General features: G+C 73.2%; 22 protein-coding genes. 8 read left to right on the top strand and 14 right to left on the bottom strand.

What is annotated here, in order from left to right:
* Window positions 1-100: 100 nt before the first annotated feature.
* Window positions 101-727, top strand: coding sequence for an SGNH/GDSL hydrolase family protein (locus tag ACZ6S5_RS02930; RefSeq protein WP_465997116.1), 627 nt, complete (start codon window positions 101-103; stop codon window positions 725-727).
* A 32-nt stretch (window positions 728-759) separates the two neighbouring features.
* On the opposite strand, the gene ACZ6S5_RS02925 is transcribed toward ACZ6S5_RS02930, so the two are convergent.
* The 9 genes from ACZ6S5_RS02925 to ACZ6S5_RS02885 form a co-directional block, all read right to left on the bottom strand.
* Entirely contained in the window at window positions 760-3,498 is a 2,739-nt protein-coding gene (locus tag ACZ6S5_RS02925) for a glycoside hydrolase family 38 N-terminal domain-containing protein (protein ID WP_465997114.1), read from the bottom strand.
* Window positions 3,498-4,631: a Gfo/Idh/MocA family protein gene (locus ACZ6S5_RS02920; RefSeq protein ID WP_465997112.1), complete on the bottom strand. Its 1,134-nt coding sequence runs from the start codon at window positions 4,629-4,631 to the stop codon at window positions 3,498-3,500. Before ACZ6S5_RS02920 ends, ACZ6S5_RS02925 begins: the two co-directional genes overlap by 1 nt.
* A complete protein-coding gene (locus ACZ6S5_RS02915) occupies window positions 4,628-5,539 on the bottom strand; it encodes a sugar phosphate isomerase/epimerase family protein (protein WP_465997110.1) in 912 nt (303 codons plus the stop codon). Before ACZ6S5_RS02915 ends, ACZ6S5_RS02920 begins: the two co-directional genes overlap by 4 nt.
* Window positions 5,530-6,738 carry a CehA/McbA family metallohydrolase gene (locus tag ACZ6S5_RS02910; RefSeq protein WP_465997108.1) on the bottom strand — a complete coding sequence of 403 codons (1,209 nt, stop codon included), beginning with the start codon at window positions 6,736-6,738 and terminating at the stop codon, window positions 5,530-5,532. The genes ACZ6S5_RS02915 and ACZ6S5_RS02910 overlap by 10 nt, the downstream gene beginning before the upstream one ends.
* A 2-nt stretch (window positions 6,739-6,740) precedes the next feature.
* Window positions 6,741-7,877 carry an ABC transporter ATP-binding protein gene (locus ACZ6S5_RS02905; protein ID WP_465997106.1) on the bottom strand — a complete coding sequence of 379 codons (1,137 nt, stop codon included), beginning with the start codon at window positions 7,875-7,877 and terminating at the stop codon, window positions 6,741-6,743.
* Window positions 7,877-8,743: a carbohydrate ABC transporter permease gene (locus ACZ6S5_RS02900; protein ID WP_465997104.1), complete on the bottom strand. Its 867-nt coding sequence runs from the start codon at window positions 8,741-8,743 to the stop codon at window positions 7,877-7,879. The genes ACZ6S5_RS02905 and ACZ6S5_RS02900 overlap by 1 nt, the downstream gene beginning before the upstream one ends.
* A gap of 76 nt (window positions 8,744-8,819) precedes the next feature.
* Window positions 8,820-9,767, bottom strand: coding sequence for a carbohydrate ABC transporter permease (locus tag ACZ6S5_RS02895; protein WP_465997103.1), 948 nt, complete (start codon window positions 9,765-9,767; stop codon window positions 8,820-8,822).
* Window positions 9,742-11,136 carry an extracellular solute-binding protein gene (locus tag ACZ6S5_RS02890; protein ID WP_465997101.1) on the bottom strand — a complete coding sequence of 465 codons (1,395 nt, stop codon included), beginning with the start codon at window positions 11,134-11,136 and terminating at the stop codon, window positions 9,742-9,744. The genes ACZ6S5_RS02895 and ACZ6S5_RS02890 overlap by 26 nt, the downstream gene beginning before the upstream one ends.
* Window positions 11,137-11,287: 151 nt before the next feature.
* On the bottom strand, window positions 11,288-12,025 hold the full coding sequence (locus ACZ6S5_RS02885; protein ID WP_465997099.1) for a GntR family transcriptional regulator: 738 nt from the start codon (window positions 12,023-12,025) through the stop codon (window positions 11,288-11,290).
* 191 nt (window positions 12,026-12,216) lie between these two features.
* On the opposite strand from ACZ6S5_RS02885, the gene iolC reads away from it, so the two are divergent.
* From iolC to ACZ6S5_RS02860, 5 genes are all read left to right on the top strand, one after another.
* Window positions 12,217-13,182 carry a 5-dehydro-2-deoxygluconokinase gene (gene iolC, locus ACZ6S5_RS02880; RefSeq protein ID WP_465997098.1) on the top strand — a complete coding sequence of 322 codons (966 nt, stop codon included), beginning with the start codon at window positions 12,217-12,219 and terminating at the stop codon, window positions 13,180-13,182.
* Window positions 13,179-14,066, top strand: coding sequence for a Cgl0159 family (beta/alpha)8-fold protein (locus tag ACZ6S5_RS02875; protein ID WP_465997097.1), 888 nt, complete (start codon window positions 13,179-13,181; stop codon window positions 14,064-14,066). The genes iolC and ACZ6S5_RS02875 overlap by 4 nt, the downstream gene beginning before the upstream one ends.
* Window positions 14,063-14,959 carry a 5-deoxy-glucuronate isomerase gene (gene iolB / locus ACZ6S5_RS02870; RefSeq protein ID WP_465997095.1) on the top strand — a complete coding sequence of 299 codons (897 nt, stop codon included), beginning with the start codon at window positions 14,063-14,065 and terminating at the stop codon, window positions 14,957-14,959. The genes ACZ6S5_RS02875 and iolB overlap by 4 nt, the downstream gene beginning before the upstream one ends.
* A complete protein-coding gene (gene iolD / locus ACZ6S5_RS02865; protein WP_465997093.1) occupies window positions 14,947-16,788 on the top strand; it encodes a 3D-(3,5/4)-trihydroxycyclohexane-1,2-dione acylhydrolase (decyclizing) in 1,842 nt (613 codons plus the stop codon). Before iolB ends, iolD begins: the two co-directional genes overlap by 13 nt.
* Before the next feature lie 182 nt (window positions 16,789-16,970).
* The gene (locus tag ACZ6S5_RS02860) at window positions 16,971-17,741 is read left to right on the top strand and encodes a hypothetical protein (RefSeq protein WP_465997091.1); all 771 of its coding nucleotides are present in this window, start codon (window positions 16,971-16,973) and stop codon (window positions 17,739-17,741) included.
* A gap of 101 nt (window positions 17,742-17,842) precedes the next feature.
* Here ACZ6S5_RS02860 and ACZ6S5_RS02855 read toward each other — a convergent pair whose 3' ends face one another.
* The 4 genes from ACZ6S5_RS02855 to ACZ6S5_RS02840 all read right to left on the bottom strand — a co-directional run bounded on the left by ACZ6S5_RS02855 (window position 17,843) and on the right by ACZ6S5_RS02840 (window position 23,503).
* A complete protein-coding gene (locus ACZ6S5_RS02855; RefSeq protein ID WP_465997089.1) occupies window positions 17,843-18,415 on the bottom strand; it encodes a DinB family protein in 573 nt (190 codons plus the stop codon).
* A 258-nt stretch (window positions 18,416-18,673) separates the two neighbouring features.
* Window positions 18,674-19,147, bottom strand: coding sequence for an HIT family protein (locus ACZ6S5_RS02850; RefSeq protein WP_465997087.1), 474 nt, complete (start codon window positions 19,145-19,147; stop codon window positions 18,674-18,676).
* A gap of 86 nt (window positions 19,148-19,233) precedes the next feature.
* Window positions 19,234-22,737: a glycosyl hydrolase gene (locus ACZ6S5_RS02845; protein ID WP_465997085.1), complete on the bottom strand. Its 3,504-nt coding sequence runs from the start codon at window positions 22,735-22,737 to the stop codon at window positions 19,234-19,236.
* 412 nt (window positions 22,738-23,149) lie between these two features.
* Window positions 23,150-23,503: a hypothetical protein gene (locus tag ACZ6S5_RS02840; protein WP_465997083.1), complete on the bottom strand. Its 354-nt coding sequence runs from the start codon at window positions 23,501-23,503 to the stop codon at window positions 23,150-23,152.
* 119 nt (window positions 23,504-23,622) lie between these two features.
* Here ACZ6S5_RS02840 and ACZ6S5_RS02835 point away from each other — a divergent pair, with 119 nt between their 5' ends.
* Window positions 23,623-24,243, top strand: a complete 621-nt coding sequence (locus tag ACZ6S5_RS02835) for an L-threonylcarbamoyladenylate synthase (protein ID WP_465997081.1) — start codon at window positions 23,623-23,625, stop codon at window positions 24,241-24,243.
* Between the two features lie 50 nt (window positions 24,244-24,293).
* On the opposite strand, the gene ACZ6S5_RS02830 is transcribed toward ACZ6S5_RS02835, so the two are convergent.
* The gene (locus ACZ6S5_RS02830; protein ID WP_465997079.1) at window positions 24,294-24,692 is read right to left on the bottom strand and encodes a VOC family protein; all 399 of its coding nucleotides are present in this window, start codon (window positions 24,690-24,692) and stop codon (window positions 24,294-24,296) included.
* Between the two features lie 84 nt (window positions 24,693-24,776).
* Between ACZ6S5_RS02830 and ACZ6S5_RS02825 the strand changes: the two genes are divergently transcribed.
* Window positions 24,777-25,541, top strand: coding sequence for a TetR/AcrR family transcriptional regulator (locus ACZ6S5_RS02825; RefSeq protein ID WP_465997077.1), 765 nt, complete (start codon window positions 24,777-24,779; stop codon window positions 25,539-25,541).
* Window positions 25,542-25,557: the final 16 nt, after the last annotated feature.

The following is a 25,557-nucleotide window of genomic DNA, read 5'->3' as shown; positions in this document are numbered from 1 at the left end:
GAGAAAATTTCGCGGCGGACCGGACGGGAGTCGGCCGCCGGACGTCCGGCCCGCTAAGGCATGATCATGGAAGGCGTCGAGCGGGGAGGGGACGGAACCGATGACCGTGGAGGTGCCGCACGGCGGCCGGGTGCTCTTCATCGGCGACAGCATCACCGACGCCGGCCGGGACCGGACCTGCGGCGACGACCTCGGCACCGGGTACGCGATGATGGCCGGCGCCTGGTTCACCGCCCGCCATCCGGGCCACCGGGTCGGCTTCGTCAACCGTGGCATCGGCGGCGACCGGGTACGCGACCTGCGTGCCCGCTGGGCGACCGACTGCCTGGCCCTCACCCCGACCGTGGTGTCGATCCTCGTCGGCGTCAACGACATGTGGCGCCGGTACGACCGGGACGACCCCACCAGCGCCGCCGACTTCGCCCGCGACTACCGGCACATCCTGGAATCCACCCGCCGGGCGGGCGCGCGGATCGTCCTGGTCGAGCCCTTCCTCGTCCCGCTCGACGACGAGCAGCGCCGCTGGCGGGAGGACCTCGACCCGAAGGTCGACGTGGTGCGCCGGCTGGCCGCCGAGTTCGACGCGACCCTGGTCGCGGTGGACGAGCTGTTCCAGGCCGCCGGCGTGGACGAGCGGGTGTGGACCCGCGACGGGGTGCACCCCACCCCGTTCGGGCACGCGCTGATCGCCCAGGCCTGGCTGCGCGCGGTCACCCCGGCGACCTGAGGGCCGGGGCAGGACCCGGCCCACACCCCACCTCAGCCCTGGTCGAGCTGGACCGTGGCGATCTCCCACGCCCGCAGCGGCAGCCGGACCCGCCCGCCGTCGTCGACGGGCAGCGCCTCGCCCGGCCGGCCGCGCAGGTCGGCGCGGCACGCCGCGCGTACGCCCCGGCCGGCGGTGACGACCGCCTCGGTGTCCCGGCTGGCCACCACCCGCAGTTCGAGGTGGCCGTCGCGGTCCCGGGCGCTGGTCAGCGTGACGCCGTTCCCGCCGACCGCCAGCCCGGTCACCGGCTCGGGCAGCCCGGCCGACGGGTCGCCGCCGCCCCGGAAGGGCAGCAGCCCGTGCCGGTACGCCTCGGCCGCAACCGCCACCCCGGCGGAGTCCCAGTCGCCCCGGAACGGCAGCACGGCTAGCTCGACGCTGCGCGCGCCCCGGCACTGTGCCTGCGGCGTGGGCAGCTGCGGGCCGGCGGGCTCGTCGCGCAGGGCGTGCCGGTTGCGCGACAGCATCCCGATCGACCGCAGCACGGTGACCGCCACTTCCCGGCCGGAGTCGGTCAGCTCGTACTCGGTGGGCTGGGTCAGCAGGACGGCGAGGGACCCCTGGCCGCCACCGGCGGCGACGAACCCGTTCGCGGGGAACGTCGGCAGCGGCACCTCGCCACCGCCGCCCTCGGCGGTCAACCCCCGCTCGACGACCGCGAACTGCCCCTCGGCGTACGACGAGCGGGCCGGGGACGGCAGCGGCAGGTGCAGCCGTACCCGGTGGTCGTCGCAGCGGTTGTCGAAGTCGAGCCGCATCCGGGCGAACGGCTCGCCGGCCCGGATCTCCACCCGGGTGGTGACGACGCTGGTCTCCCGCTCCACCCGGCGCGAGCCGGCGTCCACGTCGGCGCCGACCGGCCAGCGGTACTCACGGACCACGTCGAGCACGGCGACCACCGGGCCGTCGTGCACCACCACCGTGCGCACCGCCCGGGGCTTGTCGACCAGCTCGTCGGCGGCCGGCGGGGCGTAGTTGTAGCTGTCCCCGACGTCGCCGCCGTCGACCAGCCGGCCGACCCCGTCGACGTTCAACCCGTCCGGGGTGGACAGCCGCAGCGTGCCGTCCTCGGCCACCTCGACCCGCAGCAGCCCGTTGTCGACGGTCCGACCGGTGACGGTGACCGGCGTCGCCGTCACCGCGGCCGGCTCGGGCAGGGGCACCGGCCGGACCGCGGCGAGGCCGAGCGCCGGCACGGTGACCGGCGCGGCGACGGTCACCCGTGGCGCGGCGACGATGCGGACCCGCCACCGGTCCGGGCCGGCCGCCTCGGCGAGCGCCAGCTTCACGTCCGCCACGTCGAAGGTCGGGTCGCCGTGCCGGGCCACGTGGAAGGTGAGCGTGGCGTCGGCGGGCGACACCGACCAGGTGGTGATCTCCTGCCCGTACAGCTCGGTGCCGTGCACCCGGGTGAGGATCGCCGGCAGCTCGCTCGCCGGCACCAGGTCGTCGGCGAGCAGCGTGCGGGCCCGGTCGAGGACCTGGGCGGGTACCACCGCGCCGGTGGCGTCGACCAGGCCGACCGGCCCGTCCGCCGGGGCCTCGACGTCCAGCCGGACCAGGGCGGTGCGGGCCGCCGGGGTGGGATTGAACACCAGGTGGCCGTCGCGCGGCACGCCGGCGGCCAGCCGCGCCCCGACCAGGTCGCAGACCGCCCGGCCGAGCTGGTCCGCCTCGGCCAGCCGGGCGGCCACCTGCTCGGCGGTCTCGTCGCAGCCGCAGCCGGTCACCGAGTCGTGGCAGCTCGCGTCGATCAACCGGGTCCACGCCATGTCGAGGAAGCGCTGCGTGGACGGGTCGCCGAAGAGCGCGGCGAGGGGTTCGGCGTACCGTTCGACCCGCCGCTCGGCCCGGCCCATCGCCTGCTTCAGGTGGGCGCGGACGGAGATGACGCCGGGCAGGATGTTCGCCCGGGCGTGCGAGCGCAGCTCGCCGGCCACCACGGGCAGGCCGTCCACGGTGGTGGGTTGGGTGGCGAAGTACTCGGCGAGGGTGCCCAGCCGCAGGCGTACCCCGTCGAGCGCGGCGGCGGCCAGCCGGTCCGGGGCGTCCGGCGCGGGCGCGGCGTGGTCGGTGCCGTACATGGCCAGCACCGGGGTGTCGACGCCGTCGGGCCGCCAGCCGGTGAGCCGCTCGGCCAGGTCGGCGGCTCGGCGGGTGACCAGCGCCGGGTCGTCCATCAGGCCGGCCGCGTTGCCGTAGCCGCCGGGCAGGTACTCGGTGCGGATCGTGGTGCCGTCCGGGGAGCGCCAGGCGAAGGTGTGCGAGCGCACCCGCTCCGGCACGCCCCGGAACACGCAGGCGTGCGCCAGGCCCGCGCCCGTGAGGAGCTGCGGCATCTGGGCGATGTGGCCGAACATGTCGGGCAGGTAGCCGACCGGCATGGCACCGCCCAGCTCGGCGCTGCGGGCCAGGCCGCGTTCCAAGTTGCGGACGATGTTCTCGCCGGAGCAGAGGAACTCGTCGAGCAGGATCTGCCAGGGCCCGATCGCCAGCCGCCCGGCCCGCACCAGCGCCTCGACCTGCGCCCGGCGTTCGGGGCGGACCTCCAGGTAGTCGTCGACGGCGGCGAGCTGGCCGTCGAGGGTGAACCGTTGCCGCTCGTCGGTCGCCATCCGGTCGAACACGTCGTCGAGCAGGGCCACCAGGCGCAGCCGGAACCGCTGGAACGGCTCGTACCACTCCCGGTCCCAGTGGGTGTGCGGCACCACGATGATCTCCGTCGGCATCAGTTGCCCGCCTCTCCGCCGATCGCCGCGCCGGTCAGTTCCCCGTAGCGGCGTACCACCTGTTGGCTGGTGCGTAGGTCGGCGGCGCCCTCGGCGACGCCGGTCAGCGGGCGCGCGCCCGCGGTCACCATCGCGTGGAAGGCGACCAGTTCCTGCTCGAACGCCTCGGTCACCGACCGGAACGTCGCCCGCCGCTCGCCGCCGTCGTGCCGGTCCACCGCGGTCAGCGTGGTCGGCGCGTTGAGCAGGTACGGCGACGGGAAGACCAGTTCCAGGGCGCCCCGGGCGTGGTGCAGGGTGACCGTCTCCCGGTAGGCCGGGACGTCGGGCAGGTTGAGCCAGCGGATGCCGTACCGGCCGCCGGAGGCGAGCCGGCCGGCGATCTCCACCGACGGCTCGGCCGGCCCGTCCGGCAGCGGCCAGGTCGACACGTGGTCCACGGTGGCCGGTGCCCCGGTGAACAGCCGCAGCAGGGACAGGTCGTGCGAGATGCTGTTGATCAGGATCTGGTAGAGGGTGCGGGCACCGGGGTCGGCGCCCACCGCCGCGTCGAGCAGCCGCTCGTCGGCGGCCCGCAGCCGGGCCACCGTCGCGGCCGGCAGGTCCCGGGGCGCCGGGGGCAGGTTGGCGAAGGCGAGCTGCTGCTCCCCGGCGGCGTGCAGCACGCTCACCTCGACCGCGTGCACCGCCGCCGCGCCGCCGATGGCGTCCAGCAGCCGGGCGGCCTCGGCGACCGCCGGGTCGTACTGCTTCATGTAGCCGACCATCAGCCCGGCGTCGGTCCCGGTCAGCCGGTCCGCCTCGGCGAGGGTGTAGGCCAGCGGTTTCTCGCAGAGCACCGGCAGTCCCTGGCGCAGCGCCGACGCGGCCAGCGCGCCGTGCGAGCCGGAGGTGGCCAGCAGGACCGCGTCGCAGCCGCCCGCGTCCACCATCGCCGTCGCGTCGGTGTGCCGGCGGGCCGGCTCGACGCCGTACCGGTCGCCGAGTTCGGCCAGCCGGGTCGGCGACAGGTCGCTGAGCGCGACCAGGTCGAACAGGTCGGCGCGGCGTTGCAGCAGCGGCAGGTGCACGGTACGGGCGATGACGCCCAGCCCGGCCACCGCGATCCGGATCCGCTTCCCCGGCTCGGTCATCGCAGTGCCGCCTCGAGCCGGCGCAGGTTGGTGTGCTGGTCGGCGCGGATCTGGTCCAGGTCCCGGCCCTGCGCGGGCGCGTCCTGCTCGATCACCAGCCAGCCGGTGTAGCCGGTCTGGTCCAGCTCGCGCAGCACTGCGGCGAGGTCGACGTCACCGGCGTCCAGGGCGCAGAAGCCGCCGGCCGCGACCACCTCGGTCAGGCCGCCGCCGGCGTCCCGGACCCGCCGGTGCACGCCCAGGTCGGCGCCCTTGAGGTGCACCTGGCCGATCCGCCCTGCCCACTTGCGGGCCGCCGCGACCGGGTCGCCGCCGGCGAGGGCCAGGTGCCCGGTGTCCAGGCAGATCTTCACGTCGGTGAGTTCCAGCAGCCGGTCGGCCTCCGCCTCGGTCTCCACCAGGGTGCCCAGGTGGTAGTGGAACACCGGCTCCAGCCCCCGGTCGCGGCAGCGGTCGACGGCCTGCTGCACCCGGGCGGCGAAGTCCGGCCAGGCGCTGGCCGGCAGTGCGGCGGCCAGGTCGGGTGGGGTGCCGGGGCGGGCCATCCGGGCCGGGTCGCCCGGGCAGGCCAGGGTCGGGCGGGGCGCGAACCGCTCGTCGTCCACGGTGACGCCGGTGAACACGTCCAGCGCCGCGTCGAGTTGGGCCAGGTCCGCGGCGAAGCCGTCCGGGTCGGTGAAGCGCAGGTCGACCCAGCCGCCGGCCAGCCCGATCCCGGTCGCGGCGAGCCGCCGGTCCAGCGTCTCGCCGGTGCCGAGGTAGCCGATCGGGCCGGAGTCCACCCCGGCGTAGCCGTCCGCCGCCAGCGCGGCGAGCAGGTCCTCGGGGCCGACCTCGGGGTCGGTCGGCTGGTAGATGCCGTAGTTGACCGGCGCTCCGGCCACTCTGGTCCGTCCGCTCAGCTGCACAGCGCGATCACCTCCATGCGGTGGGACTCCAGGACGTGCAGTCCGTCGCCGGCCGGCAGCCGGCACCGGTCGCCGTGGACGACCCGGTGCCGACCGTCCGGGTAGCCGAGCAGCGCGCCGTCCGCGCCGAGGGCCAGCAGTTCGTCGCCGAGGCGCAGCAGCAGGGGCGCGTCGGGGCTGGCGGAGATCGCGGTACGGCCGGCGGCCAGGGCGGCGCGGATCGTGGCCTCGTCGGTCGGGTCGCCGTCGGCGAGGACCCAGGTGGTCGGGGCGCCGGGCAGCCCGTCGTCGCCGGGCCGGTGGAAGTCGCTGCCCCCGACCGGTACGACGTCCGGCCGCCACGCCTGCGCCCAGGCGAGCGGGGCGCCCCAGGTGCGGTCCCACCAGCCGGAGTGCCACACCTCGGCGAGCCGGGTCCGGGTGGCCAGTGGCTGCCGCCAGGCGCAGTCGCCGCCGAGTGGGTGGTTGACCGACATCAGCCCGCCGGCCCGTTCCGCGGCGGTCAGCCAGTGGTCGGCCGGCTCCCGGAAGTCGATCCAGCCCACCGGCCCGAAGACGTTGGCGTGCCCCCGGTCGGTGGTGACCTCCTGCCCGGGCACCAGGGTGATGCCGTACCGGCCGGCCGCCGCGGGCAGGTGCGGGTGGTGGCTGACCGTGTTGTGGTCGGTGACGGCGAGGAAGTCCAGGCCGCGGGAGACGGCGAGCGCGGCCAGCTCGTTCACGGTGGACACGCCGTCGCTGTGCACGGTGTGCGCGTGCAGGTCACCGGCGAGCCACCGCATCCCGTCCACCTTCGGCAGCTGCGGGCGCGGCGGGCGGTCCGGCCGGGGCGGCGCGGGGACGGCGGCCGGGGGAGCGGGTGGGGTGCTGCTCGTGCTGGCGGTGACCTCGTACGGCAGCCCGTCGGGCGGGATGCGGTGCAGCCGCAGCAGCACCTGCCACTCGCCGGGTTCCAGCTCGCCCGGCAGGTAGCCGGGGGTGGCCCAGTCGGCGGCGACGGTGTACTCGTCGCGGGCGCCACCGGACCAGCCGCGGAAACCGGCCGGCCCGAGGCAGCCGAGGTCGAGCACCCCCGCCTCGCGGGGGTGCTCGAGTCGTACGGTGAGCGCGGCGGTGCCCGGCGGCACGGTGACCGGCAGGGCCCGCATGATGCTCTCCGCGCGGTCCCGCAGCGTCCAGGTGCCCCGGTGGGTGGCCATGGTCAGGCGTCCGCCGCGACGCCGGTACGCGGTGCCGGCACCGGTGGCGCGGCCGTGTCGGCGACCAGTTCGCCGTCCCGGTAGACCAGGGAGCGGCCGGGGCGGGGGACCACCCAGCCGGTGTCGCCGGGCTGGGGCTCGCGTCCCTCCGGCACCACCACCTGCACGCTGGTGGTCGCGTCGTCCCCGGCGGGCAGGTCCAGCGACACCAGGGAGAAGCTGCCCAGGTTCTCCACCACGACGACCCGGCCGGTGAGCGCGCCGGGCGCCGGCTCGGAGGAGTAGTCGAGGTACTCCGGCCGGACGCCGTAGACCACGTCCTCCGCGTCGGCGAGCTGGCCGCGGACCTCCTCGGGCACCGAAAGCCGTGCGCCGGCGACGGCGAGTTCGTCGCCGGACACCCGGGCCGGGACGAGGTTCATCGGGGTGGAGCCGATGAACCCGGCGACGAAGGTGTTGGCCGGGCGGCGGAACACCTCCGTGGGGGTGCCGACCTGGCGGATCCGGCCGCCCTCCATCACCGCGATCCGGTCGGCCAGGGCGAGCGCCTCGGCCTGGTCGTGGGTGACGAAGACGGTGGTGACGCCCAGTTCGCGTTGCAGCCGCTTGAGGAAGGTGCGCGCCTCCAGCCGCAGCCGGGCGTCCAGGTTGGACAGGGGCTCGTCGAGCAGGAAGACCTGCGGGTGGCAGGCCATCGCCCGGGCCAGCGCGACGCGCTGCTGCTGGCCGCCGGAGAGCTGCCCGGGCCGGCGGTCCAGCAGGGCGGACAGGCCCAGCTCGTCGGCGGTGCCGGCGGCCTTGTCGTGCCGGGCCGCGCGGCCGACCTTCTTGATCCGCAGCGGGTACGCGATGTTGTCCCGCACGGTCATGTGCGGGAAGAGCGCATAGTCCTGGAACACCATGGCCACGTCCCGCTGCCCCGGCGGCAGGTTCGTCACCGCCCGCTCGCCGATGCGCACGCTGCCCCCGGAGGCGACTTCCAGGCCGGCGATGGTGCGCAGCAGGGTGGTCTTGCCGCAGCCGGACGGGCCGAGCAGGGCGAAGAACTCGCCGTCGGCGATCTCCAGATCGAGGGCGTCCAGGGCGCGTACCCCGTTGGGGTAGACCTTGGTCAGCTCGCGCAGGGTGATGGCGGACATCAGCGCTTGATCCCTCCGTGGAAGCGGAAGCCGTACCGGCTGGAGACGAAGACGAACATCAGCGCCACCGGCAGCGAGTAGAGCAGCGAGAACGTGGAGAGCAGCCGCAGGTCGGCCTGGCCGCCCTCGGTGTAGAGGGTGTACATGATCACCGCGGCGGGCGCCTTGTCCGGGCCGCGCAGCAGCAGGAACGGCACCAGGAAGTTGCCCCACACGTTGGCCACCGCCCACACGCCGACGGTGGCCAGGCCGGGCCGCACCATCGGCACCACGATGTGCCGCATGATCTGCAGCGGGCTGGCGCCGAACACCCGCGCCGACTCCTCGTACGAGGTGGGGGTGGCGTCCATGAAGTCCTTGAGGATGAAGATCGCCGCCGGCAGCAGGCCGCCGGTGAGGACCAGGATCACGCCGAGCCGGGAGTCGATCAGGTTCAGCCGGAACGCCAGCTCGAACAGCGGCACCATGGTGGCGGTGCCGGTGACGATCGAGGACAGCAGCAGCAGGCCGTAGAGCAGCGCGCCGCGGCCGGGCACCCGGACCCGGCTGAGCGCGTACGCGGCCAGCGCGGCGAACACCACCACCAGCAACGCGGTGCCGCCGGCCAGCCAGACCGAGTTGACCAGGGAGGTCAGCGCGTACGGGTTGTCCAGCAGAGTGCGGAAGTTGTCGAGGGTGAAGCGCGGCAGCGAGATGCCGATGGTCGGGGTGTCGTCGAACGGGGCGGTGGCCAGCCACAGCAGCGGCAGGGCAAAGAAGGCGAGCACGAGGCAGAGGAAGACGTACCGGCCGATGCGGGCCAGCACGTGGCGGGTCGCCGCCCGGGCCGCCTGGTCGGTGCGGGCGTGCTCCGTCACGGCACTCATGCCGGCACTCCACTTCGTTCCGTGCCGCCATGAGGCACCAAGGCGCTGCGCTGATGATTCGCTTGCTGACGCTCGCTCATGCCCGCTCCTTCCGGCGGCCCAGCATGCGCAGGTAGATCAGCGCGATGACCAGGTTGATCAGCAGCATGATGAACGAGATGGCGGCGCCGAAGCCCAGCTCGCCGCCGGAGAGCGCCACCTTGTAGACGTAGACCGCGAGGATCTCCGAGCGCTGCTCGGGGCCGCCCGCGGTGATCAGGAACGGCGTGAAGTCGTTGAACGTCCAGAGGCTGATCAGCAGCAGGTTGGTCAGCACGTGACCCCGGATGCGCGGGAACACCACGTCGCGCAGCTGCTGCCAGGTGGAGGCGCCGGCGAGCCGGGCGGTCTCCAGGTGCGAGCGGGGCACGTTCTCCAGCGCGGCGGCGTAGAGCATCATCGAGAACGCGGTGCCCCGCCAGGTGTTGAAGATGATGATCGACAGCATCGGGTGGTCGAGCAGCCAGGCCATGCCGGGCGTGTGCAGCAGCGCGTTGAGCGTGCCGGCGTCCCGGTCCAGCAGGGCGATCCACAGGAAGGCGACCACCGAGCTGGGCAGGATCCAGGACAGCAGCACGAACGCCTCGACCACCCGGCGCAGCGGCCCGCGCCGGTCGCGCAGCGCGAAGGCGATCGCGAAGCCGAGGCCGGCCTGCCCGATCACCGCGGAGCCGAGCACGAACTGCAGGGTCAGCAGCAGCGAGCTGCGGAACCGCTCGTCGCCGAGGGCCTTGGCGTAGTTGTCGAGGCCGACGACCTCGGGGTGGGCCGCGGCCAGGCCGGTGAGCCGGTAGTTGGTGACGCCGAGGTAGATCGTCCACGCCGCCGGCAGCACCAGGAAGAGCAGGATGAGCACCATGCTCGGGACGAGGAACCCGGCGGCCCCGGCCCGGCCCAGCCCGGCGGCGTCGGGGGCCGGGGAGGCGCCCGTTTCCGGGCGCGCTCCCCTGACCGTCTCGTCAGGACGAGACGTTACCTGGACCACCGACGATCCCCTCGACCTTCTTCTGGTACGCCGAGGCCGCCTCGTCGGCGCTCTTGCCCGACGCCGCGGCCGCGGTCGCCTCCTGCAGTGCCACCGAGACCTGCGGGTAGACCGCCAGCGGCGGCCGGTACGCGGTCAGCGGCAGCACCTTCTCGGCGACGAAGTTGAGCATCGGGTCGCCGGCGAGGACCTCCTTGTTGACGTCGGTCCGGGAGGTGATCCGTGCCGCCCCGGCGAGCTGGGCCTTGGTGGCCTCCGCCGAGTGCATGAAGGCCAGCAGCTCGAACGCCTGGGACGGGTACTTCGAGTTCGGGTTGAGCACGTCGACGCCGCCGCCGGACATGCTGACGAAGTCCTGACCCCGGATGCCCGCGCCGGGCTGCTTGGCCGGGATCATCGCGTACCCGACGGTGCTGTCCCGGTCGGCCATCTTGGCCGTGCCGTCCTTCGGGTTGATGACGCTGCGCCAGAAGTAGTCGCCCTCGGCCAGGATGCCGATCTTGCCGGCGGCGAACTCCTCGAAGGACTTGTCCCGACCCTTGGCCTCCTGCTGCAGCTTCGGGTCGCCGAGGCCGCCACCGTAGACCTTGGTGTAGAAGTCGAGCACGTCCTTGACCGGCTGGTTGGCGCCGGCCCACTTGCCGTCCTTCCAGATCTCCCCGCCGGCACCGGCCAGCAGCGGCAACGCGCCCTGCATGGTGGTCGCCTCACCCATCGCCGTGCCGGCGTTGATCTGGATCGGGGTGACCCCCGGCAGCGCCTTCAGCTTGGTGCCGGCGTCGAGGATCTCCTGCCAGCTCTTCGGCTGCCAGTCGGCGGGCAGCCCGGCCTGGGCGAAGAGCTTCTTGTTGTAGTAGAGCACCCGGCCGTCGGTGCCCTGCGGGATGCCGTACTTCTTGTCCTCGAACGTGCCCAGGCCCTGCACGCTCTCCGGGATCTGGGACCAGCCGTCCCACTTGTCGGCGTCACCGGCCACCTCGGACAGCGGCTTGAGGTAGCCGGCCTGGACGAACTCGCCGACCCAGATGCCGTCGATCGACATCACGTCGGCGCCGCCCTTGGAGCGCAGGTCCAGGGCCAGTTTGGTCTTGTACTGCTCGTCGTCGACGCCGCTGGGCACGAACGACACCTTGGCGGTGACGCCCTTGGCCTTCTGGGCCTCGACGAACTTGGGGATGACCCAGTTCTGGATCCACTCGGCGCCGGAGGAGTTCTTGCCCCCGACGATGGCGTTGGAGGCGATGGTGAGGGTGATGTTCTTGGCGTCCTTGCCGGCCGGTCCGTCGGAGCCACCACAGGCGGTGGCGGTGAGGGTGACGGCGGTGAGCGCGGCGAGCACGCCCGTGACGCGTTTCGGCGTGACTGACATGGGCTGTTCCCTTCGCAAGAGGTGACTTCGAAGAGACTCGCGGGTCGCCGGCCGGCCGCAGGTCGATGCCGGCGGTGCTTGTCGGCCACAATGTCATGACAGCCTGACGACGTAAATACCTGTCACCGAAATCGACGCGAAACATCCACCGTCACCGCTCGGCGACGGTCACCTCCAGCGCGTACCGGGAGGCGCGGTAGATGTGCTCACCGTGCTCGACGTGCCGGCCCTCGTCGTCGTACGCGGTGCGGGACATGGTCAGCAGCGGGGCGTTGCGCCGCTCGCCGAGCATCTGCGCCTCGGCTGCGGTGGCCGCCCGCGCGCCGATCCGCTGGTGGGCGCTGCGGACCCGGACGCCAGCCGCGCGCAGGATGGCGTAGAGGCCCCGGGACTGCAGCGCCTCCAGGGAGAGCCGGACCGGGGCCGGCGGCAGCCAGTTCTCCATCACGGCGAGGGGCTCGCCGTCGGCGAACCGCAGCCGGCGCAGGTGCTGCACCGGGCTGCCGGCGGCCACCCCCAACGCGGCGGCGACCTTCGCCGGGCACTCCACGGTGGCCAACTCCAGCACCGAGGTGGACGGTTGCCGCCCGGTGCGGGCCAGGTCGTCGTGCAGGCTGGTCAGCTCCACCCCACGACGGACCTCACCGCGCACGACCTGGGTGCCGACGCCGCGCCGGCGCACGATCAACCCCTTGTCGACCAGATGCTGGATGGCCTGCCGGACGGTGGGGCGGGACAGTCCCAGCCGGTCGGCGAGCTGCAACTCGCTGTCCAGCCGGTCGCCGGGCACCAGGTCGCCGCGCTGGATCGCGGCCGCGAACTGCTCGGCGACCTGGAAGTAGAGCGGGACCGGGCTGCTCCGGTCGACGACGATCTCGGGGCCGGTCACGGTGGACCTCCTCGTCACGGATGCCGGGGTCGGGGCATGGGGATGGGCGTCACTGTACCGAAGCGGTCACGGAGCAGAGTCTTGCGGATGTCAGGACAACACATTGACACAACTCGCGGCCACTGTTACCAATCAATGACCAGGTACGAGCCGGCGGGCACGCCGTCGCCGGCCCGGCGGAAGGACGCCGCATGCTCGACGTGCTCACCATCGGCCGGGTCGGGGTGGACATCTATCCACTCCAGATCGCCACGCCGCTGGCCGAGGTCGAGACGTTCGGCAAGTTCCTCGGCGGCAGCGCCACCAACGTCGCGGTCGCCGCCGCCCGGTACGGGCTGCGCGCCGGAGTGGTCACCCGCACCGGCGCCGACGCGTTCGGCGAGTACGTGCACCGGGCGCTGCGCGACTTCGGCGTCGACGACACCCAGGTACGCCCCGTCGCCGGGCTGCCCACCCCGGTGACCTTCTGCGAGATCTTTCCCCCGGACCACTTCCCGATCTGGTTCTACCGCACGCCCACCGCACCCGACCTGCAGATCCACCCCGACGAGCTGGACCTCGACGCGATCACCACCGCGCGGATCCTCTGGCTCACCGGCACCGGACTGTGCCAGCGACCCAGCCGGGACGCGCACACCACCGCGCTGGCCGCCCGCTCCGGCACGCCACACACCATCCTGGACCTGGACTACCGGCCGATGTTCTGGCCGGACCCGGCCGCCGCCACCGCCGCGTACGCCGAGGCGCTGCCGCACGTCACCGTCGCCGTCGGCAATCTCGACGAGGTCGAGGTGGCGGTCGGCAGCCGGGACCCCGAACACGCCGCCCGGTTGCTGCTGGACCGCGGGCCCCGGCTGGCCGTGGTCAAGCTCGGGCCGGAGGGCGTGCTCGCCAGCACCGGCGACGAGACGGTCCGGGTGCCGCCGGTGCCGGTGGAGGTGGTCAACGGCCTCGGCGCCGGGGACGCCTTCGGCGGCGCGCTCTGCCTGGGCCTGCTGCGCGGCTGGCCCCTGGCACAGACCCTGCGGTTCGCCAACGCGGCCGGGGCCGTCGTCGCCTCCCGGCTGGCCTGCTCGTCCGCCATGCCCGACGAGGCCGAGACCGAGGCGTTGGCGGCCCGCGCACAGCCGGCCCCAGCGACGGAAGGAGAGCGGTGAGCACCGAGTACGAGGCACTGACCCTCACCCGCGCGCACCGGCCGCAGGCGATCGCCGAGGCCGCCGCCCGGCGTACCCGCCGCCCGTGGCCCGACCACGACCGGCCGCTGTTCGTCATCGCCGCCGACCACCCAGCCCGGGCCGCCCTCGGCGTCCGGGACCGGCCGATGGCCATGGCCGGGCGGGCCGACCTGCTCGACCGGCTGCGCCTCGCCCTGTCCCGCCCCGGGGTCGACGGGGTGCTCGGCACCCCGGACATCCTGGAGGACCTGCTGCTGCTCGGCGCGCTGGAGGACCGGCTGGCGATCGGCTCGATGAACCGCGGGGGCCTCTCCGGCGCCGCGTTCGAACTGGACGACCGGTTCACCGCGTACGACGCCGACAGCATCGCCGCGATGGGTTACGACGGCGGCAAGATGCTCTGCCGCATCGACCCCGAGGACCACGGCACCGCCTCCACCCTGCAGGCCTGCGCCCGGGCGGTCAGTGCGCTCGCCGCCCGCCGCACCGTGGCCATGGTGGAGCCGCTGTGGGTCGGCCGTGCCGGCGGTCGGGTCACCGTCGACCTGAGCCCCGAGGCGGTGATCAAGAGCGTGAGCGTCGGGCAGGCGCTGGGCACCACCTCCGCGTACACCTGGTTGAAGCTGCCGGCGATCGACGAGATGGACCGGGTGATGGCGGCGACCACGCTGCCCGTGCTGCTGCTCGGCGGCGATCCGACCGAGGCCCCCGACGTGGTCTACGCCCGCTGGCAGCGGGCGCTGCGGGTGCCCGGCGTGCGCGGCCTGGTGGTCGGCCGGGCGCTGCTCTACCCGCCGGACGACGACGTGGCCGCCGCCGTCGACCTGGCCCACTCGCTGCTGCCCACGAGGCAGCAGGCATGAGCTCTCACCTGCCGTGGGGGTCGACTGCCCGGGAGCCCTGGGCGCTGGAGGTCACCCCGGAGCGGGCCGGCTGGACGTACGCGGGACTGCGGGTGCTGGAGTTGCCGGCCGGCGGGACGCTCACCTTCGCCACCGGCGACGAGGAGATGCTGGTCCTGCCCCTCGCCGGGTCCGCCACCGTGCACTGTGACGGGGTCAGCCTGGTGCTGGCCGGGCGGCCGTCGGTGTTCGCCGCGGTCACCGACTTCGCCTACCTGCCCCGGGACGCCACCGTCACCGTCGAGGGGCAGGGGCGGTTCGCCCTGCCGTCCGCCCGGGCCCGGCGCCGGTTGTCCCCCCGCTACGGCGCGGCCCGGGACGTGCCGGTGGAGCTGCGCGGGGCCGGGTCGGCCAGCCGGCAGGTCAACAACTTCTGCGCGCCGGAGGTCTTCGACTGCGACCGCCTCGTGGCCGTCGAAGTGCTCACCCCCGACGGGAACTGGTCGTCGTACCCGCCGCACAAGCACGAGGACGACCGGGTGCACGACGACGGCCGGGTCGAGGCGCGGCTGGAGGAGATCTACTACTTCGAGGTGGCCGGTGGCCCGCCCGGCGACGGCGGGGCGGTCGGCTACCAGCGGGTCTACGGCACCGCCGAGCGGCCGATCGACGTGCTCGCGGAGGTGCGCACCGGGGACGTGGTGCTGGTCCCGCACGGCTACCACGGGCCGTCGATGGCCCCGCCCGGCCACCACCTCTACTACCTGAACGTGCTGGCCGGCCCCGGTCCGGTGCGCAGCATGGCGTTCGTGGACGATCCGCGGCACGGCTGGATCCGGGACAGTTGGGTCGGGCAGCCGGCCGACCCGCGGCTGCCGCTGACCCGGGCGGGAGGCGACCGATGCCCAGACTGACGGTGGCGCAGGCGCTGGTGACGTTCCTGGCCCGGCAGTGGTCCGAACGCGACGGCCGGCGGCAACGGCTCATCCCGGCCTGCTTCGGCATCTTCGGGCACGGCAACGTCGCCGGCCTCGGCGAAGCCCTCGCCGGAGCGGGGGTCGACCTGCCGTACCGGTTGTGCCGCAACGAGCAGGGCATGGTGCACACCGCCGCCGCGTACGCCCGGATGACCGACCGGCTCAGCACCCTGGCCTGCACCACCTCCATCGGGCCGGGTGCCACCAACCTGGTCACCGGCGCCGCCGGGGCGACCATCAACCGGCTGCCGGTGCTGCTGCTGCCCGGCGACATCTTCGCCGCCCGGCCGGCCAGCCCGGTGCTGCAGGAGTTGGAGGACCCCCGCTCGTACGACGTCAGCGTCACCGACGCGCTGCGCCCGGTCTCCCGCTACTGGGACCGGATCAACCGGCCCGAGCAGTTGCCGGCGGCCCTGCTCGCAGCGATGCGGGTGCTCACCGACCCGGTGGAGACCGGCGCGGTCACCCTCGCCCTGCCGCAGGACGTGCAGGCCGAGGCGTATGACTGGCCGGAGGAGCTGTTCGCCGAGCGCACCTGGCACGTGCCCCGGCCGCGGCCGGACGACGCGGCGGTACGGCGGGCCGCCCGGCTGGTCACCGCGGCCCGCCGGCCGGTGCTGGTGGCCGGCGGCGGGGTGATCTACAGCCGGGCCACCGAGGCGCTGCGGGAGTTCGCCGAGCGGCACGGCGTACCCGTGGTGGTGACCCAGGCGGGCAAGGGCGCGCTGCCGGACGACCATCCGCTCTGCCTCGGCGCGGTCGGGGTGACCGGCACGTCCGCCGCCAACGCGGTCGCCGCCGACGCCGACCTGGTCATCGGGGTCGGCACCCGGTACAGCGACTTCACCACCGCCTCCGGCACCCTCTTCGGCGACGCCCGGTTCGTCAACCTCAACATCACCGGCTTCGACGCGGCCAAGCTCTCCGGCACGCAGGTGGTCGGCGACGCCCGGGAGAGCCTGACCGCGCTGGCCGCCGCCTGCGGCGACTGGGCCACCCCGACCGCGTACCGGTCGACGGTGGCGGAGCTGGCCGCCCGGTGGACGGTCGCGGTGGACCGCGCCCGGGACGTCGCGCCGGACGCCGCGCCGACCCAGGCGGCGGTGATCGGCGCGGTCAACGACGCGGCCGGCCCCCGCGACGTCGTGGTCTGCGCGGCCGGGTCGATGCCGGGCGACCTGCACAAGCTGTGGCGCAGCACCGACCCGAAGGCCTACCACGTCGAGTACGGCTACTCCTGCATGGGTTACGAGATCCCCGGCGGCATCGGGGTGAAGCTGGCCGCACCGGAGCGGGAGGTGTTCGTCCTGGTCGGCGACGGCTCCTACCTGATGCTGCCCAGCGAACTCGTCACCGCCGTCGCCGAGGGCGTCAAACTGGTCGTGGTGCTGGTCGACAACCAGGGCTTCGCCTCGATCGGCCGGTTGTCGGAGAGCGTCGGCGCGCAGCGGCTCGGCACCGCCTACCGGGACCGGGCGGGCGACCCGCTGCCGGTCGACCTCGCGGCGAACGCGGCGAGCCTCGGCGCCGAGGTGATCCGGGCCGGCACCATGGCCGAGCTGCGCGCCGCGCTGGCCGCGGCGAAGGCGGCGGACCGGACGACCGTCGTGTACGTCGCGACGGACCCGATGGAGCCGGGGCCGGACGGCGGGGCGTGGTGGGACGTGCCGGTCGCCGAGGTGTCCACGGTGGCGGCCACGCGGACGGCCCGGGAGGCGTACGAGACGGACCGCAAGGCGCGCCGGGCCCGCCTGCGCCCTTCCTGAGCCGGGGCGCCACGCCGGTCTCCCGCTGGCAGGGTTGCCAGGTGCTCCGCGCGCCCGGCGGGCACCTGCTCTGCGTCATCTCGGTGGCCAGCGATCCGGAACTGTTCGACGCCACCGCCCGCCGTTGGGGCTGAGGGTGCCGCGGGCACGTGGCCGTGGCACGGCGGCCCTACGCTGCTCGCGTGACGGTGAAACGGACTCGGCTTCTGGCTCTGCCCTTCGGGCTGTTGGCGTTCGCGCTGCGGCTGGCGGCGACGTTCTGGGCGACGCCGCTGACCTGGGACGTGCGGCCGGCCGTCGTGGGTCTGCCGATCTGGCTCGCGGCGCTCGCGGCCAGCCTGGCGGCCCCCGCCGGCCTGTACCACCTGAGCGTGCTCCGGTCCGTCCCGCGCCGACCCGCGTCGTTCCGGCTCGACGGCGGCACCTTCGTGGCCCCTGCCGCCCCGCACGACATCGGTACGGCCGCCATCATCGTGCTGTGGATCGCGGCGGGCGCGGTGCTCACCGAACGCGTGCCCGGCGGGGACCGGATGCGCGTGGCCGAGTTCGACGAGGCGGCGCTGATCTCGATCCTCACCGTGGCTGTGCTGTCGATGCTCGCCGTGGCGCTGCTGCTGATCGACCGGCCGTCGGTGGCGCTGAGCCCGGACGGGATCACGGTGCGGCGGATGACGTCCCGCCGGTTCATCGGCTGGCCCGAGCTGGCTCCCGGTGGTCCGCCGCCCCCACCCGGCCGCAGGCCCCGTACCCTGTGGCTCTACCGCACGAACGGTCCTACCCTGGGCGGTCGGCCCCGGCCGGACCTGCTGCCCGTCGGCCGGTTGCAGGTGGATCCCGCATTCCTGGCGCACACGATCCGCCACTACGTGGAGCAGCCCGGTCGGCGTCCCGGCATCGGCACCGAGGCCGAACTGGCCAGCCTGCGCTCGCAGTTCAGCACACAAGGGCAATGATCAAGAAGCGGCCAGCGGCGGACGGACGTAGGCGAGTTCGGCGGCGAGGGCTGTCGTGGCGGCGTGGAGCGCGCGTGGTGAGGTCGACGGTTGCCCGGAAGTCATAGCCGCTCTTGCCCGCCTTTCCACAAGTAAAGGTCCCGAAGTAAGCAGATCTCTGCGCCGTGGTGGACGATCTCCACGTGGGTGTACAGGATGAGCCTGGCCATCGGCGCATCCGCGTGAGCCGGTGGTGAGATGGCGCCTTGCGGCCGGGCGAGCCCTGCCGTGCCGAGGCAGCGCACGTCCCGGATCCAGGCGTCGTGCCCCTCATCGAGTCGACGCAGCGCCCCTCCTGCGGTGCCTGAGTAGCCGACCGCCGGGTGATCGGCCGGCGGGCCGTCGAAATGGGGTGCGGTCGGTGACCCGAAGACGTCGATGAGGTGCGCAAGCCTCCATGCGATCGTGGTGACCGGCTCGCGATCGTGCGGCGGTCTGGCGTGGTCCATGGTGAACTCACCCCCACCGATCGACATCGGCGCCGAGTTCTCGTCGCGGCGGCTGATCGTCCAGCAGCCCGGCACCGGCTGCCAGAAGTACTCGTCATCGGTCAGGCCGTTCAAACGCGGCCGAAGTTGATGCTGCCAGTGCCACTCAAGCTGATCGACCAACTCGAAGCCCCAGTCAACGTCCACGGCGCCGACACTAGCCTCAGAGCGTGTGGAGAAGGGGTGCCCCCTTGAGGTCGTCGAGGGGCCAGGCCCTGCTGACGTGTCGCGGGCCCGCCGTGGGCGAGACGGCGAACCATGCCGTGGACAACGGCCCGGCGAATCATCGCCTCGGAGGTGGTGGGGTGGCGCTTGTGGTCGCCTGCCCACCCGTTCGGGTGGTGGCGGCAGTGGTTCGATCAGCGCCCACTGTTCTGCGGACTTGTGCGCCTGGCCGAGGGTTGTTCAGCAGGGCTCGCGATCGTTCAGGTAGCGGGTGATGGTGGCGCGAAGGTGGTCGTGCTGCGGCCCGAGGGCGGTGTTCGGATCGTGCCACCGCTCCCGTGGATAGAGCCAGACCGGCATGCCGACGCGCTCGGCCGGCTCCCACTCGTACCGAGGCCAGATGTGGGCGTGCAGGTAGGGATCGGTGTTGCCGAGGATCTCCAGATTGATCCGGCGGAAGGCTGGATCGAGTTCGGCGCAGGCCCGCTCGACCGCCTCGCCGAGCCGTTCCATGCTCTCGAGGAACGCCAGCCGGGCCGGTCGGGGGAGGTCGGTCAGCCGTCCTACGCCCGGCTTGTCGCTGAGCAGCAGGCAGTAGCCGGGCAGCATCTGCACGTCGCCGATGACCGCGAAGCCCTGCGGCAGGCGGGCCAGCACGGTCGGGTTCGCTCCGCGCAGGGCCGAGCTGATGCGGTCGGTTCGCCAGTCCGTCATCGTGCCATCCTGCCCGCGCCGCCGGGAAGAGATCAACAGGAAGGGCGCCCCGACCGTACGGTCGGGGCGCCCGTGAAGACCTGCGGTCAGCCGGTGTACGGCAGGGTCACCTTGGACCGGTTGCCGACGCCGAGGGTGGTGTCGGTGCTGCCGATGGCGTTCCAGACCTCGACCTTGATCGTGCCGTTGGCCAGGTTGCCGAGGGTACCCACCCCCGACCAGAGGCCCTTGGCCTCGGTGTAGTGCTCCCAGCCGTTGACCGGGTCGGTGGCGAAGTAGTTGTACGTCTCCACCCGGTCGAAGGTGCCGTCCCCGGTCAGGTCGTAGGAGACCCGTACCTCGGTGCCGTTGCCGACGTTCGTGACGGCGTCGAGGAAGAGGTCGAAGCGGGTCTGCCCGCCGGCGTAGGTGGCGGTGACGCCGGTGGCGGTGTAGACCAGCGGGTTGTGCGGGCTGCCGACCCAGCTGCCGTTCGCGGCGGCGACCGTGGCGGTGGCGGCGGTGCCCGCCACGCCGGAGAGCGTCTGGCCGGTCAGGTACAGGTCCGCGGCGAAGCCGGTCGGGGGACCGGTCGGCGACGGCGACGTGGTCGGGCTGGTGCCGGTGTACGGGAGGACCAGCTGGGACGCGTTGCCGATGCCCAGCGTGGTGGCCGCGCTGCCGATGGCGTTCCAGACCTCGACCTTGACCGTGCCGCCGGACAGGTTGCCGAGCGTGCCGGTGGCCGACTTCAGGCCCTGGGTCTGCCGGTAGTGCTCGACCCCGGTGACCGGGTCGGTGGCGTAGTAGTTGTACGTCTCCACCCGGTCGAAGCTGCCGTCGCCGGTCAGGTCGTACGAGACCCGGGCCTGGACGCCGTTGCCGACCGCGGTGCCCGCGTCCACGGCTAGGTCGAAGGCGGTCGAACCGCCGTTGTACGTGCCGGTCAGCCCGGTGACGGTGAACACCTGCGGGTTGGCCGGCGTGCCGTCGTGGTTGCCGTTCGCCGCGGCCACCGACACCGTGCCGGCGGTGCCCGCCGTGCCGCCGAGCGCTCCACCGGCGAGCAGGTACTGGGTCGGGTTCAGCGACGGGGGCGGGCTGGTCGGACTCGGGCTCGGGCTGGTCGGGGTCGGGCTCGGGCTGGTCGGCGTCGGCGACGGGGAGTCCGTGGGCGGCGGACCGGTCGGCACGACGACGCCGCCAGTGGCGTTGCCGCCGCTCCAGGTCAGCGCGCCGGAGGTGACGGTCTTCCCGGCCGGCACGGCCAGCGTGGTGCCGTCGGAGAAGGTCACGGTCAGCGGCTGGGCGGTGATGTTCGACGCCACGTACGTGCGGGCGGTGCCCTTCTTGAACACCTTGGCGAGCGGGTGGTTCGCGGTGATCGCCGGCTCGACGTTGCCCAGCGCGGCCAGGTTGCGGATCCAGTGGAAGGTGTGCGCCTTGCTCTCGCCCTCCTCGCTGGCGAAGGTGCTGTTGGCCCGGAAGTTCTGCAGCGCCTGGTCGCCGTCGCCGAGGGCGAGGAACTCCCAGAGGATGTCCTGCCAGACCGTCGGTGGGCCGCCCTTGTTGGTGACCAGCTCGTTGTAGTTGGCCTTCACGTAGGCGGGGTCGTTGCCGAGGTAGAAGTGGCCGCCGGTGATCGGCAGCATGTTGATGCCCTGGATCATCTCGGGCGCGGAGGAGAACCAGGTGGCGTACGCCCCGCCGTCACCCCAGACCATGCCCACGGTCCGGTGGCCGAAGGCGGCCGGGAAGTTCTCGTCGTGCACGTCGAACCAGTACTCGGAGATCGCCGCGGCCTGCGTGGTCCAGATGTAGATGCCGGCGTCGCGGACGGCGGTGTCGCCGGTCGCCTGCCCCCACTGGATCAGGGCGTTGGCGAAGTTCATCCCCTCCGACGACGACTCCTGGTTGTTGCCGGCGAAGAACGGGGCCAGGCCGGAGGCCCAGTCGTGGCCAGCGTATATGTCGAAGTCGCGCAGGTACGGGAAGCGGCTGTCGGCGCGGTCGTAGTTGTTGGCGTCGCGGATCAGCATGTCCACCATGCCGCCGTACTGGCTGTCGGCGGCCCAGGCCGGATCGAACTTGGCGACCGTGGCCGCGGCCGCGACGAAGTAGCCGTAGTGGAAGTGGTGGTCGTTGAGGTCCTCGTCGGAGCCGTACGAGGCGGGGTAGCCGATCAGCGTGCCCCAGTTCCTGTCGTAGTAGAAGAGCTGGCCGGTCTCGCCGGAACCGGCGGTGAGCCAGTTGGTCAACCGGGCCTTCATGGCGCTGACGGCGGCGTCGCGGACGCTGGTGAGGCCGAGCTGGTCGGCGATCTCGGCGATCCGGGCCGCCCGGCCGAGGCCCTTGCCGGCCCAGTAGGTGTCCTTGCCGCTGACGCCCTCCGGGTTGGCCAGCTCGGCGTTGAGGTAGTTGGTGATCGTGCTGAGGTCGGCTCCGGTGGAGTCGCCAACCGCCGGCACCTCCGGCAGCACGCCGGTGTATCTCATGCTGGTGCTGAAGGCGGAGACGCCGGTGAGCACCCGCATCGCGCCGCGCGGGGAGACGTACGTCGGGGTGATCGGGGTGGCGCCGACGAGGCTGCGCCACTGGTGCGGGTAGAGCGCCACGATGGTTTTCGTCTCGCTGCCCTCGCGGGGCGTGGTGGTGAAGGTGTACGTGGTGCGCACCGTGCTGCTGGCCGGGTCGTAGGCGTAGGTCATGTTCGTGCCGGTGACGTGCGCGTGGGCGTACTTGCCGTACTCGGTGGCGAGGGCGGCCTTGTCGGCGCCGGCGGGGAGCACGGCGACCGAGAAGTAGTTCTTCCCGCCGAGGGTGGAGCTGATGCCGGCGCCGTTGACCGACCAGGTCGCGCCGGTCGGGGCGTACGCGACGTAGTCGTGGCCGTTGACCGTGAAGCCGATCGTGGAGCCGGAGTTCGACCAGACGGTCGGCGCGGTGGCGGCGGTGATCTGTGCGTTGCCGCCGCTGATGGTGTAGTAGCTGAACGGCAGGCCGTGGCCGATGGTGGCCCGCATGCTGCGCGCGCCGTCGTTCCAGTCGGCGGTGACGGTCCAGTCCGTCCAGTCGGCGGCCTTGACCACCGGCGCGCCGAGCCCGGCGACCCCGACCCGGATGTCCTCGGCGTACGGGTAGTGGTATTCGCCGACCCCGGTGGAGGTGCCGCTGATCGTGGCCGTGGTGGTGTACGACAGGCCGAGCCCGTTGTTCTCCGCGTGGTACGCCAGCGGGTGGGCCTGCATGTTCTCGCTGGTGGCGCAGTTGTTGCGCTTCCACAGCAGCGACGACCACCAGTCGTTGGTGGGGATCGCGCCCTTCGGGGCGTTGGTGGTCACGAAGAGCCGCGGGTTGGTGCTGATCTCGCCGCAGCCCTTGGGCAGTGCGGTGCCCGGGGGCTGCGTCTCGGTGTAGCTGCCGGCGCCGACGGTGCCGGCCGCGGCGGTGCCGCCGCCGGCCACGACGACGCCGAGGACGCCGGCGGCCAGGACGGATGCGGTCGCCAGGGCGAGGGCGCGCAGGCCGCGGGGGCGGCGGCCGGCCGGGGGTGGGACGGGTGTCGGTTGAGGACAGTCACCGGGGGAGAAGTCCCGGAGCGGGAGTGTCATGGGGGTTCCCTTCGCGATGAGGGATCGGGGTGGGGTGTGGGCCGACGAACAACTCGTGAGAGCGCTCTCTTGAAGGGCGAGGTTAGGTTTCGGTTACGCGGTCGTCAATGGCTCGTTGCGCCAGAGAGCGCTCTCTCAGCCGGCGTCGGAGGCCGTCGAGGCGGCCCTCGGTTCACGCCTGAGCAGGGCGAAGCATGTCCACAATGATCGATCGGTACGGCGGTCGGGTGGCCGAAACACGATGGAAATTTCTCGACCATTGATCGTGGACCCGGCCCCTGGGCGCGCTCCCGCCCCGAAGGGCAGGGAGAACGTTCCTCCCGCGCGGCACCGCCGTCGAGGAAGCGCTGTGCGGCCCGGCGGGGTCACCCCGCCGGGCCGGCCGTGGAACGCGTTGCTGCTGGAGCGGCTGTCAGGCGGCGAAGGTGACGGCCAGCTGCTCCAGGCGGGCGGGCGGCGCCGCCAGTTCCGGTCGGGCGGCCGGGATCAGTCCGGTGGACCACCCGGTCAACGGGTCGTCGCGGCGCTCGCCGATGACGTCGGCGGGCGCCGCGGGCGCGGGCTGCGCGGACCGGGCCGCGCGTAGCCCGTCCTGGGCGCTGTTCCAGGCGGCGCACGGCCAGGCCGCACCGACGCAGCTCGGGCTGACGCAGACCCGGTCGTCGTCGGGCTGGTGCCCGTCGGCCACCGCGGCGGCCAGGTCCCACAGCAGTGGGTCGGTCACCTCGGTGGGGCGGTCGGCGCGGTCTGTGCTGGCTTCGGACATGTGTGGTCCCCCCTCTTCGAGCGGCCCCACCTTTTCCGGTCCGGCGGCGCGCCAAACCTCCGACCGGTGACTTTTTCCGCCACTCGCGGTCCGGCCGGGCGCGGCATAGGCTCTCCGGTGTGGCGCGGTACTACGACCTGCACCCGGACAACCCCCAACCCCGGGTGCTCCGGCAGATCGTCGACCTGCTCCGGGACGACGGTCTGATCGCCTATCCGACGGACTCCTGCTACGCGCTGGGCTGCCAGCTCGGCAACCGGTCCGGGGTGGAGCGGATCCGGGAGATCCGCAAGCTCGACGACCGGCACCCGTTCACGCTGGTCTGCGCCGAATTTGCCCAGCTCGGCCAGTTCGTCAAGCTCAGCAACTCGGTGTTCCGGCAGGTCAAGGCCGCCATCCCGGGCCAGTACACGTTCATCCTGCCGGCCACCGCCGAGGTGCCCCGCCGGTTGCAGGACCCCCGCCGGCGCACCGTCGGGGTGCGGGTGCCGAAGCACACCGTCACCCAGGCGCTGCTCGCCGAGCTCGGTGAGCCGCTGCTGTCCAGCACCCTGCTGCTCCCCGGCGAGGAGGAGCCGATGACCCAGGGCTGGGAGATCAAGGAGCGGTTGGACCATCAGGTCGACGCGGTGGTCGACGCGGGCGACTGCGGGCTGGAGCCCACCACGGTGGTCGACCTGTCCGGCCCCGAGCCCGTGATCCTTCGTCGGGGCGCCGGCGACCCGGCCCGCTTCGAGTGACGTCCTCCCCGCCCGTGCGAAACGGGCGGGGAGAAGCTGACCTCGCCGGATCAGCCGGCCTCGGCCGGGGTGTGCACCCAGTGCACCAACTGGAGGATGACCCCGTTCGGGTCGGTGACCTGGAAGAAGCGCTCGCCCCAGGGCTCGGTCTGGATCGGGGTGGTGATCGGGACGCCGGCCGCCTGGATCCGGGCGTACTCGGTGTCGATGTCGTCCACCACGAAGGCGACGATCAGGCCCTCGGCGCGCTGCCCACGCAGGCGGTCCGGCTGGATGCTGGGCAGCCCGGCGCGCAGGAAGATCAGGTTGAAGCCGACCCCGTCGCGGGCCAGCGACACGAAGCCGTCGGCCGCCATCTCCTGGGTGAAGCCGAAGTGTTGCTGGACGAACGCGGCCGAGGCGGCCACGTCGTCGACGTTGAGCGAGAGGGCCGAGGCGGTGATCTGCACGTGGTTCTCCCTGGGGTCGAGGGGATTACTCCGTACATTGTACATCGTACCGCGTACGGGATTTCGATCTGAGAGGATCACCAGGTGCCCAACCACCGCAGCGGAGCCGGCGATCCGGCGCGTACCCTGCGCCTGCTCTGGCGGCAACCGGAGGAGGGCGCGCGCCGAGGGCCTCGCCCCGGCCGCTCGCTGGACGACATCGTCACCGCCGCGATCGAGCTGGCGGACGCCGACGGGCTGGACGCGGTGACCATGCGGTCGGTCGGCCAGGCGGTCGGCGTGGCGCCGATGACCCTCTACACGTACGTGCCGGGCAAGGCCGAACTGCTCGACCTGATGCTGGACCACTGCTACGCGCGGATGCCCCGGCCGGACCGCTCCGGTGAACCGTGGCGGTCCCGGGTGGCGGGGGTCGCCACGGACAATCGGGAGCTGTTCCAGGCCCACCCGTGGGCGGCCGAGGTCTCCACGAGCCGGCCACCGCTCGGCCCGGGGTTGATGGCCAAGTACGAGTACGAGCTGCGCGCCTTCGACGGCACCGGCCTGGACGACGTGCAACGGGACGCGGCGTTGACCTACGTCCTCGACTTTGTCCGGGCCGCGGCCCGCTCGGCGGCCGAGGTGCGGCTCGCTCACCAGCAGGACACGTGGAGCGACGAGCAGTGGTGGGCGGCGAACGCCCCGCTGCTCGCCCAGGTGCTCGACGAACAGCGGTACCCGACCGCCGTCCGGGTCGGCGCGGCGGCCGGATCGGCGCACAACGCCGCGTACAGCCCGGACCACGCCTACGAGTTCGGCCTGGCCCGGGTGCTCGACGGCCTGGGTGTCCTGATCGACGGCGGGCGCTGACCCGCACCGCGTGCGG

The sequence above is a fragment of the Micromonospora sp. NPDC051924 genome (genome assembly GCF_055586005.1).
The sequence above is the reverse complement of the archived record's forward strand: the minus strand, read 5'-3'. Positions and strand labels throughout refer to the sequence as shown.